This is a genomic window from Marinobacter sp. M-5 (assembly GCF_032911545.1).
Taxonomy (GTDB): domain Bacteria; phylum Pseudomonadota; class Gammaproteobacteria; order Pseudomonadales; family Oleiphilaceae; genus Marinobacter; species Marinobacter goseongensis.
In genome coordinates, this window is the sequence record NZ_JAWJEK010000001.1 from 1204503 (window position 1) to 1217246 (window position 12744).

Consider the following 12744-nt stretch of genomic DNA (forward strand, 5'->3'; position numbering starts at 1 on the left):
CCTTAGTTGCTCCCGGCCTTTTTGGCCTCTTCCGCCGCTCGCTGACGTTTGCGAACTTCTCGCGGATCATTGTAGGCGCGTCCGGGCGTTACCGGTACATCCGGTGCCTTTTCAACGCTTGTAGGTTCGGCTGCTTTTTCCGGTTGCTTGCTTTCCGGGACTGGCTGCTTCGCAGGTGCTTCCGCCTTCGCTGCCGGTTCGGCCGCAGGCTTGGCGTTCTCTGGCTGCGGGGCTGGCTTTTCCGCTTTCGGTGCAGGCTGCTCCGCTTTGGCTTCGGGCTGCTCCGCTTTGGCACCTGACTTTTCGGCTTTGGCAGCCGGCTGTTGCGGCTGGGCGTCTACTTTGGTGTCCGCCTTCGGCGCTGCCTTGGGCTTTCTCGCAGGAGCTGCCGGCTTGTCGGTGTCGGCCTTGGGCGTCTCCGGAGCCGCTTCGGCTTTCGCCGGCTTGGCAGGTTCGGCAGGTTTGGCTGGCTCTTCCGCGGGCTTGTCAGCGGGTTTGCTGGCGGCTTCCGGTGCCTCTGCCGATGGCTCTGACGGCTTGGTTTCCGGCTGTTTGGCAGGCTTGCTCTCAGCCTTGGCCTCGGTGTCAGCCGCAGCTGCAGGCGTTGCCTTGGCGGCCTCAGGAGCTGAAGCTGGTTTCTGCGCCGGTTTGCTGTCGGCCTTGTCGTCGGCTTTAACGTCGGTCTTTGCAGGCGCCTGCTCGGCTGGCTTGTCCTCGGCTTTTGGCGCTTGCACCGGCGTGGCCTGAGCTTCTGCAGCCTTGGGAGCGGCTTCGGCTTTTACGTCTGCTTTCGGTGCATCCTGGCGGTCCTCCGGATAGGTATCCTTCTGGTGCCGTTCACTGCGAGACGCTTTCCGATCGGCTGGAGTTGACGCCGGTGACTCGCTCGCAGAACCGTCACGGTTGCGGGAACGGCGCGGCTTGCGACGCTTTTCTTCACCACCGGTTTTCTCGGGTGCTGCCTTGGCGGCGTTGTCCGGCTTTTCGCGGTTGTCCTTCTGTTCCTTCTGATCCTTCGGGTCTTTCTGATCCCGTTGATCTTTCTGGTCCCGCTGAGGGCGATTGCGACCCTGGCCGCGACCCTGGCTCTGATTGCCACGACGGTTGTCACCGCCTTTATTTTCACCGTCCTTGTTGGCTGCGTTGCCGCCAGCACCGGAGCGGGTCTGCTGGCCGCCACGGTTCTGATCATCGCCACGATTGCGGTTACGATTGCGGTTTTCATCACCGCCACGATTCGGCTGACCACCCTGGCGGCGTTCATTGCCGCTGCGGTTGCCACTGCGGTCATCGTCGCGTGCTACGCGAGTTTTGCGGCGATCCTGACGACCCTGGGTACGGCGATCATCGCGGGCGCCCTGAGTTTTCGGCTTCTGTTCGCCTCCGGTTTCCGTTTCGCCGCTGAAGAAGCAGGCGATTTTGCGGCCGAGCTTGCGGAACAGACCTTCTTCCTGCTCGCTGGCCGGCTGTGCCGGTGCAGCGGCGGCTGCCGGTGCCGGGGCAGCAACGGGGCGAATGGCTTTCACGGCAGCCTGCTCGCGAACAGGCGGCTGGGCGTTGGGGGCCTGGAACACCTCCTCTTCGTGCTGGGCGTATTCCTCGGCGACCTGATAGCTGGACACGTGCTCGGCGCCGCTTTCGTCGTCACGCATACGCACGATTTCAAAGTGCGGGGTTTCCATGTGTGGTGCAGGCACAACCACGACGCTCACTTCCTGGCGACTCTCGATATCGGCAAGCTGCTTGCGCTTCTCGTTGAGCAGGAAGGTGGCGACGGCGACCGGCACGATGGCGCGGACCTCACCGGTCTTCTCTTTCGACGATTCCTCGTAGATCAGGCGCATGATGCTGAGCGCAAGGGATTCGATGCCACGGATGGTGCCCTGGCCTTCACAGCGCGGGCACACTTCACTGCGGGTTTCGCCGAGGGAAGGGCGCAGGCGCTGGCGGGACATTTCCAGCAGGCCGAAACGGGAGATCTTGCCGACCTGAACCCGGGCACGGTCAATTTCCAGAGCTTCGCGTACTTTTTGCTCCACTTCGCGCTGGTGTTTGGCCGGAGTCATGTCGATGAAGTCGATGACAATCAGGCCGCCCATGTCGCGCAGCCGCAGCTGGCGGGCGATCTCTTCCGCTGCTTCCAGGTTGGTCTGCAGCGCGGTTTCTTCGATGTCATGACCCTTGGTGGCACGGGAGGAGTTGATGTCGATAGACACCAGTGCCTCGGTGGGGTCGATCACAATCGAGCCACCGGAGGGCAGCTTCACTTCACGCTGGAAGGCGGTTTCGATCTGGCCTTCGATCTGGTAGCGGCTGAACAGCGGGATTTCATCCTTGTACAGCTTGATCTTGTTCTCGAAGGTTGGCATTACGGCACGGACGAAATTCAGCACATCTTCGTACACCGTGGGGGCGTCAATCAGCACCTCGCCAATGTCCTGGCGGAGGTAGTCGCGCACGGCGCGGATGATCACGTTGCTTTCCTGATGGATCAGGAAGGGCGCCTTGCGCTCACCAGCGGCCTGGGTGATGGCTTCCCAGAACTGCACCAGGTAATCCAGATCCCACTGAAGCTCTTCGCTGGTGCGGCCGATGCCAGCGGTGCGAACGATGATGCCCATGGATTTCGGTACCTGGACGTCGTTCATCGCTTCTTTCAGCTGGGCACGCTCGTCACCCTCGATGCGGCGGGAAATACCACCGGCGCGGGCGTTGTTGGGCATCAGCACCAGATAGCGGCCTGCCAGGGAGATGAAGGTGGTCAGGGCTGCGCCCTTGTTGCCGCGCTCTTCCTTGTCGACCTGAATGATGACTTCCTGGCCTTCGGATACCACATCCTTGATGTTGATCTTGCCTTCGATCTGGCCCGGGGATTTCTTGAAGTACTCCTTGGAGATTTCCTTCAGGGGCAGGAAGCCGTGCCGATCCGCACCGAAGTCGACGAAAGCGGCTTCAAGGCTGGGCTCTACACGGGTAATGCGACCCTTGTAGATGTTGGCTTTTTTCTGCTCACGGGAGCTGGATTCGATGTCGAGATCAAACAGACGCTGGCCGTCAACGAGGGCGACGCGCAACTCTTCAGGGTGAGTTGCATTGATTAGCATTCTTTTCATGGAAAGAAAGGTTTCCTGTCGTTTGGTTTGGACAGAAAACCGGGGGGAGATGCATCTGCGAAGCAGAACGTGCGTGCCGCGGGCTTCCTACTACAGAAGCAAGCCGGCGGCCAGACGGATCAGGCTTTTCCGGGTAGCTGCCCCGAAAGCCTGAGACCACCGCCGACGGTCCGACTGCCAGAGGGCAGGGAGAAGTCGTGTAAGGTAAGTGTCTGTTGACGCATGTTATCCGTTTTCAGGTTCACACTGGTGCCTGGGTCTCACGTCGTATTCGTAAGCTGGACGGCCCGGCCCTGCGTGCTGGTAATGATTCTTCGCGATGTCGCCCGACGGTTTTCCGTACGGTTGTTTTCGCTCTCCCGGGATCCGGTTGTAGGCCTGTTATTGACCTGCCGTGATGGCCGGGGAGCATTTTAATCGCCGCGCCCGCTAATGATTGGGCCTGCGGCGTTCAAACTCTCAAATAGTGTCGGTATACTTCTGCCGCTCCGGCTTCTGACTCAAATGGTCAGGCCGTAGACAAACGGAAAAGCACGCCGGAATATAACAGTATTCTGTCAGGGCTTCAATCCCGCAGTTCTGCCATCGATAAGGTATTCATGACCAAAGCTCCCAGAAACAGGCAGGCGCCGCGCTCTGCGCCCAGGCGAGGCGGCGTTGCCCAGGATCACAAGCCGAGAACCGGAAGCCGGCCCCAGCGGTCGTCAGCGCCTGCGGATACGCGGGCCGCGGAGCCCGCAAGGGAGGTTCGGGAGGGCGTGCGTCACGTATCCGTGGAGGAAGACAACGAAGGTCAGCGGTTGGACAATTTCCTGCTTGCCCAGTTGCGGGGTGTGCCCAAAAGCATCATTTACCGGGTGATTCGCAAGGGCGAGGTGCGTGTCAACAAGGGCCGGGTGAAGCCGGATACCCGCCTCAAGGCCGGTGACAATGTGCGTATCCCTCCCATCACCGTTAAGGAGAAACCGCAACAGGTTGCGCCGGGTTCCCGCGTGAAGACGGTCATGGAAGCTGCCGTGATGTTCGAAAACGAGCAGATGCTGGTGGTTAACAAGCCTGCGGGTATCGCCGTGCACGGCGGCAGTGGTCTGAGCTTCGGGCTGATCGAGGTGCTACGCTCGGCACGACCGGAGGCTCGTTTTCTTGAGCTGGTTCATCGCCTCGACCGCGATACGTCAGGGCTGGTGATGGTGGCAAAGAAGCGCTCCGCGCTGCGCTACCTGCAGGACGAGCTTCGCCATAAACGCATCCGCAAGCATTATCATGCGCTGGTGGCGGGAAGTTGGCCTGCGTCGGTCAATCGCGTCGAGGAGCCGTTGCTGCGCTATGAAATGCCCAACGGTGAGCGCCGGGTTCGGGTGGATGAAGAAGGCAAGGCGTCGCTGACCCTGTTCCGTTGTCTCTCGGCGTTTGAAGGCTACAGCTTGATGGAGGCTTCGCCGGTGACCGGTCGAACCCACCAGATTCGGGTTCATGCCATGTGGGCAGGTCATCCGATTGCCGGGGACGACAAGTATATGGATGATGGCAGCCTGAAAGCGTTTCGGGCGGCCGGCGGGCAGCGGCTGATGCTGCACGCGCGGGCTCTTGAATTCTCGTTGCCGGTGAGCGGCGAGCCGGTGCGACTGGAAGCACCCTATGACGAGGCCTTCCAGCATGTGCTGGCGAGGTTGGCGGCCCGCCAACAATCAGGCCGATAGGCTGCCTGCGGGTTGTGCGCAGGTTGGTACAACAGGAACCGATCTATGGATGTGAAAGTCGTCATATTCGACTGGGATGGCACGCTGGTAGATTCCGTGGAGCACATTGCGGACAGTCTTCATCAGGCCGCGACTGAACTGGGTTACCCCGCGCTCGAGCGGGAGGCCTACCGGGATATCATTGGCCTTGGCATGGTCGAGGCTCTGGAGAAATTGTATCCGGGCATCAGTCGCGAGCAGATGAACACCATTCGCGAGGGCTACGGTCGATATTTCTTCTCCAAGGGAACCACCCCGCAGAATGTCTTTGACGGCATGGCGGAGGTTGTTTCTGATATCCGGGCTGGCGGCCGCGGCTGTTCTGTGGCGACCGGCAAGAGCCGCAAAGGCCTGGAAGGGGCGTTGGTGTCGAGCGGCCTGGGACCTCATTTCGAGATTACCCGTTGCGCCGATGAGACCCGCTCCAAGCCCCACCCCGCGATGCTGCAGGAAATTCTGGCGTTCTACGGCATCAAGCCCGCCGAGGCGGTGATGATTGGTGATACCCGCTACGATCTCGAGATGGCGCAGTGCATTGGCATGCCGTCGATCGGCGTTGAGTGGGGCGTGCATAAGCGGGATGTTCTGGGGCATTATGCGCCCCATGCGATCGTGGACTCGGTCCCGGATTTGCGGGAAGTGTTGGGTCTGTGATGCCTGTCGGATGTAATAAGGAAACAGGGTATGAGTGACTGGAATTCGGATGACAAGCCAAAGTGGGGAGATGAGCCTGCACCGGCGCCCCAGTCCGGGAAGCGTGGGAAGCCCAATCTGCCGCCGGAGACCGGTCGCGACTGGAAGCTGATCGAAAAGCTGGTGCTGTCGCTGCAGTCCGAGCAGCGCAAGAGTCGCCGTTGGGGGATCTTTTTCAAGTTTCTGACCTTCGGCTATCTGTTTCTGCTGGTGCTTTTATTCCGTTTTCCGCTTGGAGAAAGTCTGGAGGCGACCACAGGACAGCACACGGCGCTGGTTGAAATCAACGGTCTGATTGCCGCCGATGAGTTGGCCAGTGCTGACAATATCGTGGGCTCCCTGCGCAAGGCCTTTGAAGCCGATAATTCCGTGGCGGTGGTTCTGCGTATCAACAGCGGTGGCGGCAGCCCGGTGCAGTCCGGCTATGTGTATGACGAGATTCAGCGTCTGCGGGGCGAGTACCCCGACAAGAAAGTCTATGCCGTGATTTCCGATGTGGGTGCCTCCGGAGCGTATTACATCGCTGCTGCCGCGGACGAGATTTACGCGGACAAGGCCAGTCTGGTGGGCTCCATCGGAGTGGTGGCCGGTGGCTTCGGGTTTACCGACGCCATGGAAAAAATCGGCGTGGAGCGTCGGCTTTATACCGCGGGTGAGAACAAAGCGTTTCTGGATCCATTCTCGCCGGAAGACGGCGATGAAGTGGCGTTCTGGCAGGACGTGCTGGAGACTACCCATCAGCAGTTTATTGAAAAGGTGCGTGAAGGCCGTGGCGACCGGCTTTCCGACGACGAACGGCTGTTTTCGGGGCTGGTCTGGAGCGGCGAGCAGGCCCTTGAGCTGGGCCTGGTGGACGGACTTGGCAGTGCCTCACACGTGGCGCGTCAGGTGGTCGGTCAGGAGGATCTGGTTGACTACAGTCGCCGCAAGTCCCCGTTCCAGGACATTGTCGATCAGTTCGGAGTATCGGTCGGCAGCGGATTGGCCAATCGCCTGATGGAGGCCCGCTTCGAGTTGCGCTAGGGTTCAGTCTGTCAGCAGCGGGTTCAGGTTCCAGTTGCGAAGCAGATCGACCAGCGCGATCAGCGGTAATCCAACCAGACTGTTCGGGTCCCGGCCCTCCAGGGACTCGAACAGCGCTATGCCAAGCCCTTCCATCTTGAAGCTTCCGGCGCAATCGTACGGTGTTTCACGCTCCAGATATTGTTCGATCTCTTTGTGGGTCAGGGTGCGGAAGTGCACCTGAAACGGCTCGCAGTGGGTCTGGAGGGCGCCCGTGTCGGCGTCGAGTAGCGCCAGGCCGGTCAGGAACGAAACCGTTTGGCCGCTGCTGCGGGAGAGCTGACGAACCGCCTGTTCATGGCTGCCGGGTTTGCTCAGTTGTGTCCCGTCGGGCAGGCAGGCCACCTGATCGGAGCCGATGATCCAGTGTCCGGGATGGCTCGGGGCGAGAGCCTGGGCCTTTTGTTGCGCCAGGCGGATGGCCAGGTGATGCGGGGATTCCCCGACGGCGGGGGTCTCATCGATGTCCGGGCTGGCGGTGACAAATGGCATTCCGAGCCTTTGCAACAATGCCTTGCGATAGGGGGAAGAGGACGCCAGAAGCAGTGGTCGGGAAGTCATGAAGTCGCCTGATTGATCCGGCCTGTGCCGGGAATGATCGTTGAATACCCCTATTCATACCGGAAGCGCGTCGTAAAAGGCAATGAAGTCTTTGACAGCGGGCGGTCCGCCCCCTAAAATTGCGCGCCTATGTCAAAAGCGTCAAACGCCGAGTTGCCCAGAGCTGTCGATCCTTACCGGTTGGCGGAGCAGAACACTGTGTTGGAGGGAGATATTCCTCTGATCGGATTGCCTCGTTTCCGCGAAGTGGTTTTTGGGTTTGATGATGGGGCGGTGTGCCGGGTTCGGCTGTCGTTTACCATGGACAGCCAGCGTCGTCGCATTGTGTCGGGTGAGTTGCAGGTCCCGGTTGATCTGGAATGCCAGCGGTGCATGAACCCCATGCGCGAGACGCTGACATCCGATTTTACCCTGGGGCTGGTCACCAGTGATGAGCAGGCGCAGCAGTTGCCAAAAGAGCTGGAACCGTTCCTGACGGACGACTTCAGCGCAGACCTCTGGTCGATGTGCGAAGACGAGCTGCTGCTGGTGCTGCCACCGTTCCCGCTCCATGAGCGGAACGCGTGCCCGGCACGGGAAGATCTCGAAGCTTACGAGCCTGAATCCGAGCCCGCAAAGCCGGAAACGCCCTCAGGCGAGAACCCGTTCAGCGTGCTGGCGGGTCTCAAGACAAAGTAGCATTAACCGGGCGCGGTGACCTGCGGGACGCCAGCGCGATATGAATGAACACACGTTACTGTTTTAGTTTACGTTAACAGGTCAGGAGCATAATCATGGCTGTACAGAAAAACCGAAAGACCCGTTCAAAGCGTGGCATGCGCCGTTCACACGACGCCCTGAGCGCCGCAGCTCTGTCCACCGACAGCACTACTGGTGAAGTTCATCGTCGTCACCACGTGTCTCCGGACGGTTTTTACCGTGGCAAGCAGGTAATTGAAGCGCGCGACGAGTAAATCGTTGCAATCAGGCCGTAGCCCAGTGCAGGACGTAAAACCGGTGACGCCCGTCACCGTTGCGATCGACGCCATGAGCGGCGACCGCGGAGCGGCTGTTGTTGTTGCCGCGGCCCTGGATGCGGTCCGTGAAAACGAAGCCTTGAGTCTCATTCTGGTTGGAATCCGGAGCGAGCTCGAGGCTTTGTTGCATCCGGGCCATGCCCGAATTCGCATTGCGGAAGCGGCGGATGTGGTGCGGATGAATGAAAGGCCCTCTCATGCCCTGCGGCACAAGCGCAACTCGTCCATGGCGGTGGCGCTCGGACTGGTCCGGGACGGTGAGGCCCGTGGTTGCGTCAGTGCTGGTAATACCGGCGCATTGATGGCCTTTGGCCGTTCTATCATCCGGATGTATCCGGGGATCGAGCGTCCTGCCATTTCCAAGCTGATTCCTTCTCTGCGTGGCCGTTGTCATGTGCTGGACCTGGGTGCCAATGTCGATTCCACTGCGGAGAATCTCTACCAATATGCGCTGATGGGGTCGCTGATGGCGTCGGCCATCTGCGCCCAGCCTGAACCGCGGGTGGCGCTCCTCAACGTGGGTGAGGAAGAGATCAAGGGTAATGAGCAGGTGCGACTGGCCTCCCACATGTTGGCCCAGTGCGACACCATCAATTACATCGGCTACGTGGAGGGCAGTGACCTGTTCCGCGATGTGGCGGATGTCGTAGTGTGTGACGGGTTTGTCGGCAATATTGCGCTTAAGACCGGTGAGGGTGTGGCCGGCCTGCTTATCGAACTGATGGAGCAGGCGTTCACCCGAACGCTGTATGGCCGCTTTGTGGGTTTGCTGGCCCGGCCCATCATCGGGCGTCTGCTGCAGTTGATGGATCCTTCCCGGCATAACGGCGCCAGCCTGCTGGGACTGCAGGGCGTTGTCATCAAGAGCCACGGCAATGCCAATGAGCGTGCCATGCTGGCAGCCATCCGTCAGGCGGTGAAGGAAGTCGAGCTTGACGTGCCCCAGCGGATCAACGAGCGCCTCGACGATTTGATGATCTGATCCTGTCCGGAATCAGCCCTGAGACTAAAGTCTGCCCCTTCTGACCGGTACATTGGCCGGATCATGCCTTAAATTGTACTATTGGCTAATCTCCCGCAACCCCCCAATGACGATAAGATCCCGCTTATGAAATCAGCCTTTATTTTTCCCGGACAAGGGTCTCAGTCGGTTGGCATGTTGTCTGCCGCCGCCGAGCACTGGCCCATCATCGAACAGACCTTCGCGGAAGCGTCTCAACTTCTTGGTTACGACTTGTGGCAGCTGTGCCAGAAAGGCCCGGTAGAGGAGCTGAACCAGACCACGGTGACACAGCCCGCACTGCTGACGGCCAGTGTGGCTTTGTGGCGCCAGTGGTTTGTGGCAGGCGGCAGCAAGCCGGATTTTGTGGCGGGCCACAGTCTGGGCGAATACAGTGCGCTGGTCGCCGCCGAGAGCCTGAATTTCTTCGACGCCATCAAACTGGTGCGGTTGCGCGGTGAGTTGATGCAGACCGCAGTGCCAGCGGGTGAGGGCAAAATGGCCGCGATTCTCGGTCTGGAAGATGCGCACGTGATCGCGGCCTGTGAAGAAGCCGCAAAAGGTGACGTGGTGTCGGCAGTCAATTTCAACGCACCCGGCCAGGTTGTCATCGCCGGCTCGGCCGCCGCGGTGGATCGGGCTATCGAAGCCTGTAAGGCCAAAGGGGCCCGCAAGGCCATGCCGCTGCCGGTCAGCGTGCCTTCCCATTGTGCCCTGATGAAGGGCGCTGCGGCGGAGTTGGCCGAGGCGCTGGACGACGTCAGCTTTAACGATGCTGTCATACCGGTCATACAGAATGTTAACGCCTCAGCCGAGTCGGACTCCGCTACACTGAAAGCCAATCTGGTCAAGCAGTTGCATTCACCGGTACTGTGGGTCGACTCGGTACGCACACTGGTCGGCAAAGAGGTAAGCTGCGCAGTGGAGTGCGGTTCCGGCAAGGTGCTTGCCGGTCTTATCAAGCGTATCGACCGCAATCTGTCGGTGTATGGAATCGAGGAACCGGATGCGATCGCCAAGGCGCTGGATGCATTCGGACAGTCGTAAACAACAGGGAGCACCACATGTCTCTTGAAGGCAAAACCGCACTGGTCACCGGTGCAACCCGTGGTATTGGCAAAGCCATTGCGCGGGCATTGGCGGAACAGGGTGTCGAAGTGGTGGGAACCGCTACCAGCGCCGAGGGCGCCGAATCCATCACCGCAGCGCTGAAAGAAGCGGGTCTGAACGGTTACGGTATTGTCATGAACGTCGCCGATCCCGACAGCATAGAGGCGGGTCTGAAGGCCGTGACGGAAAAGTCTGGCGCGCCGTTGATTCTCGTCAACAATGCCGGCATCACACGTGATAACCTCCTGATGCGTTTGAAGGACGACGACTGGACATCGGTGCTGGAAACCAACCTTTCCAGCGTTTACCGGACCAGCAAGGCGGTGCTTCGTGGCATGGCAAAGGCCCGCTGGGGGCGCATTATCAATATCAGTTCCGTGGTGGCCGGTATGGGCAACCCGGGGCAAGGCAACTACTGTGCCGCGAAAGCCGGTGTTGAGGGCTTTACCCGCAGCCTTGCAAAAGAAATGTCGAATCGTGGCATCACCGCAAACTGTGTGGCGCCGGGGTTCATCGACACGGATATGACGCGAAAACTGGACGACAAGCAGCGTGAGGCTATGCTGGAAGTCATACCCGCGGGTCGTCTGGGTGAACCGGAAGAAGTTGCCGCTGTGGTGGCCTTCCTGGCGTCCGAACCGGCTGCTTACGTGACGGGGGAAACCATTCACGTAAACGGCGGCATGTACATGGGATAGGCCCGCGAACCGGGCTTGTGCGCAACTCCTTGTCGCACAACATGTTAGACAGAATCCCTGCTTGTTTGCAGGTAGGGTTTAAACTAAACTGGCAACACTTAGGTTGCTTGGTTGACACAAAAGTGAGGACATTATGAGTACAGTTGAAGAGCGCGTGAAGAAGATCGTTTGTGAACAGTTGGGCGTAAAAGAGTCCGAAGTTCAGAACTCATCTTCTTTTGTAGAGGATCTTGGCGCTGACTCACTGGACACCGTTGAGCTGGTCATGGCACTGGAAGAGGAATTCGAAACTGAAATTCCCGATGAAGAAGCCGAGAAGCTGGCCAGTGTTCAGGATGCAATCGACTACATCGTCGCGCACACCTGATACTCAGCACGTAGTATAAGCCAGGCCAGAAAGCCGTCCTTGGGTTGATTCGGAGGACGGCTTTTTTATTGGCTGACTTTCCGGTTCGATTGGCTTTTCGACATCACACCATCCACACCAGGTGAAAGGGGTTATGACAAAACGACGTGTTGTAATAACGGGCATGGGCATGCTGTCGCCGCTGGGGAACAGCGTCGAGTCCTCTTGGGAAGGAATCCGGGCAGGGCGGAGCGGTATAGGGATGATCGACCGTTTCGATGCTTCCGGCTACAACACCCGGATTGGCGGAGCCATCAAAGATCTGGACCTTGAGCCCTACTTGTCCACCAAGGACGCCCGCAAACTGGATGCCTTTATCCACTACGGCCTCATCGCGGCCCAGCAAGCAGTGGAAGCCAGTGGTCTCGAACTCTACACCGAGCTGGACAATGAGCGGGTGGGCGTGGCCATCGGGTCCGGGATTGGGGGCCTGGAGTTCATCGAGAAGAGTGTGTTGGCCATGGACAAGTCCGGTCCCCGCAAGGTGTCACCATTCTTTGTCCCCGCCTCGGTAATCAACATGATCTCCGGGAATGTGGCCATCCGTTTCGGTTATCGCGGTCCCAACATTGCCATCACCACGGCCTGCACCACCGGTACGCATAACATCGGCTACGCCGCCCGCACCATTGCCTATGGTGATGCGGATGTAATGCTGGCCGGGGGCTCGGAAATGGCCACCACCCGCACCGGCATAGCGGCGTTCTCCGCTGCCCGGGCCCTGTCGACCCGCAATGACGAGCCGGAAAAAGCAAGCCGGCCGTGGGACCGCGAGCGTGATGGCTTTGTACTCAGTGACGGTGCCGGTGTGATGGTGCTGGAGGATCTCGAGCACGCTCGTCGTCGCGGTGCCACCATCTACGGTGAGGTCATCGGGTTTGGTATGAGCGATGATGCCCACCACATCACCGCTCCGCCGGAGTCCGGCGAGGGCGCGGCCCGAGCCATGAAGAACGCGATTCGTGATGCGGGCATCCAGCCTGCAGACATCGGTTACATTAATGCCCATGGCACTTCGACCCAGGTCGGCGACGTGGCCGAGGTGGCTGCGGTAGAGCAGGTGTTTTCCGAGCACGCCGACAAGCTCGCCATGAGCAGTACCAAATCCATGACCGGGCACCTGTTGGGCGCTGCGGGGGCGGTAGAGGCCATTTTTTCTGTGCTGGCCATTCGCGACGGCGTGTTGCCGCCGACCATCAATCTGGACAATCCGGATGAAGGCTGTGATCTCGACTTCGTTGCCAGTGGCGCCAGAGAAGCCGATATCCGGATTGCCCTGTCGAATTCGTTCGGGTTTGGTGGTACCAACGGTACCCTGATCTTCCAGCGCTTCGAAGACTGACCCG

The 12744-nt window shown here is 59.8% G+C and carries 12 protein-coding genes; 10 read left to right on the top strand and 2 right to left on the bottom strand.

Going from position 1 to position 12744, the window contains the following annotated elements:
• Positions 1 to 2 precede the first annotated feature (2 nt).
• Complete coding sequence (gene rne / locus R0125_RS05540) at positions 3 to 3113, bottom strand: ribonuclease E (protein ID WP_317237447.1); 3111 nt, start codon at positions 3111 to 3113, stop codon at positions 3 to 5.
• Positions 3114 to 3712: 599 nt separating this feature from the next.
• Between rne and rluC the strand changes: the two genes are divergently transcribed.
• Genes rluC through R0125_RS05555 form a run of 3 tightly spaced genes read left to right on the top strand, consistent with a single transcriptional unit; the run spans position 3713 to position 6568 of the window.
• Positions 3713 to 4813: a 23S rRNA pseudouridine(955/2504/2580) synthase RluC gene (rluC, locus tag R0125_RS05545; protein WP_410797558.1), complete on the top strand. Its 1101-nt coding sequence runs from the start codon at positions 3713 to 3715 to the stop codon at positions 4811 to 4813.
• Between the two features lie 45 nt (positions 4814 to 4858).
• The gene (locus tag R0125_RS05550) at positions 4859 to 5506 is read left to right on the top strand and encodes an HAD-IA family hydrolase (protein ID WP_317237449.1); all 648 of its coding nucleotides are present in this window, start codon (positions 4859 to 4861) and stop codon (positions 5504 to 5506) included.
• Positions 5507 to 5536: 30 nt separating this feature from the next.
• A complete protein-coding gene (locus R0125_RS05555; protein WP_317237450.1) occupies positions 5537 to 6568 on the top strand; it encodes a S49 family peptidase in 1032 nt (343 codons plus the stop codon).
• Positions 6569 to 6571: 3 nt separating this feature from the next.
• On the opposite strand, the gene R0125_RS05560 is transcribed toward R0125_RS05555, so the two are convergent.
• Positions 6572 to 7168, bottom strand: coding sequence for a nucleoside triphosphate pyrophosphatase (locus R0125_RS05560; RefSeq protein WP_317237451.1), 597 nt, complete (start codon positions 7166 to 7168; stop codon positions 6572 to 6574).
• Between the two features lie 129 nt (positions 7169 to 7297).
• Here R0125_RS05560 and R0125_RS05565 point away from each other — a divergent pair, with 129 nt between their 5' ends.
• From R0125_RS05565 to fabF, 7 genes are all read left to right on the top strand, one after another.
• The gene (locus R0125_RS05565) at positions 7298 to 7846 is read left to right on the top strand and encodes a YceD family protein (protein ID WP_317237452.1); all 549 of its coding nucleotides are present in this window, start codon (positions 7298 to 7300) and stop codon (positions 7844 to 7846) included.
• A gap of 95 nt (positions 7847 to 7941) precedes the next feature.
• Positions 7942 to 8121 carry a 50S ribosomal protein L32 gene (gene rpmF / locus R0125_RS05570; RefSeq protein ID WP_248185291.1) on the top strand — a complete coding sequence of 60 codons (180 nt, stop codon included), beginning with the start codon at positions 7942 to 7944 and terminating at the stop codon, positions 8119 to 8121.
• Positions 8122 to 8164: 43 nt separating this feature from the next.
• Positions 8165 to 9166 (top strand): phosphate acyltransferase PlsX, encoded by a 1002-nt coding sequence (gene plsX, locus R0125_RS05575; RefSeq protein WP_317237965.1) that lies wholly within the window; start codon positions 8165 to 8167, stop codon positions 9164 to 9166.
• A 126-nt stretch (positions 9167 to 9292) separates the two neighbouring features.
• Positions 9293 to 10231, top strand: coding sequence for an ACP S-malonyltransferase (gene fabD / locus R0125_RS05580; RefSeq protein WP_248185290.1), 939 nt, complete (start codon positions 9293 to 9295; stop codon positions 10229 to 10231).
• 17 nt (positions 10232 to 10248) lie between these two features.
• Positions 10249 to 10992: a 3-oxoacyl-ACP reductase FabG gene (gene fabG, locus R0125_RS05585; protein WP_248185289.1), complete on the top strand. Its 744-nt coding sequence runs from the start codon at positions 10249 to 10251 to the stop codon at positions 10990 to 10992.
• Between the two features lie 133 nt (positions 10993 to 11125).
• On the top strand, positions 11126 to 11359 hold the full coding sequence (acpP, locus tag R0125_RS05590) for an acyl carrier protein (RefSeq protein ID WP_012136033.1): 234 nt from the start codon (positions 11126 to 11128) through the stop codon (positions 11357 to 11359).
• 133 nt (positions 11360 to 11492) lie between these two features.
• The gene (gene fabF, locus R0125_RS05595) at positions 11493 to 12740 is read left to right on the top strand and encodes a beta-ketoacyl-ACP synthase II (RefSeq protein ID WP_317237455.1); all 1248 of its coding nucleotides are present in this window, start codon (positions 11493 to 11495) and stop codon (positions 12738 to 12740) included.
• Positions 12741 to 12744 lie beyond the last annotated feature (4 nt).

Bases quoted from the DNA above. Each gene is read 5' to 3' on its own strand.
- R0125_RS05550 (WP_317237449.1), top strand. From the start codon at position 4,859: ATGGATGTGAAAGTCGTCATATTCGACTGGGATGGCACGCTGGTAGAT.
- acpP (WP_012136033.1), top strand. From the start codon at position 11,126: ATGAGTACAGTTGAAGAGCGCGTGAAGAAGATCGTTTGTGAACAGTTG.
- rluC (WP_410797558.1), top strand. From the start codon at position 3,713: ATGACCAAAGCTCCCAGAAACAGGCAGGCGCCGCGCTCTGCGCCCAGG.
- rpmF (WP_248185291.1), top strand. From the start codon at position 7,942: ATGGCTGTACAGAAAAACCGAAAGACCCGTTCAAAGCGTGGCATGCGC.
- R0125_RS05555 (WP_317237450.1), top strand. From the start codon at position 5,537: ATGAGTGACTGGAATTCGGATGACAAGCCAAAGTGGGGAGATGAGCCT.
- fabD (WP_248185290.1), top strand. From the start codon at position 9,293: ATGAAATCAGCCTTTATTTTTCCCGGACAAGGGTCTCAGTCGGTTGGC.
- rne (WP_317237447.1), bottom strand. From the start codon at position 3,113: ATGAAAAGAATGCTAATCAATGCAACTCACCCTGAAGAGTTGCGCGTC.
- fabF (WP_317237455.1), top strand. From the start codon at position 11,493: ATGACAAAACGACGTGTTGTAATAACGGGCATGGGCATGCTGTCGCCG.
- fabG (WP_248185289.1), top strand. From the start codon at position 10,249: ATGTCTCTTGAAGGCAAAACCGCACTGGTCACCGGTGCAACCCGTGGT.
- R0125_RS05565 (WP_317237452.1), top strand. From the start codon at position 7,298: ATGTCAAAAGCGTCAAACGCCGAGTTGCCCAGAGCTGTCGATCCTTAC.
- R0125_RS05560 (WP_317237451.1), bottom strand. From the start codon at position 7,168: ATGACTTCCCGACCACTGCTTCTGGCGTCCTCTTCCCCCTATCGCAAG.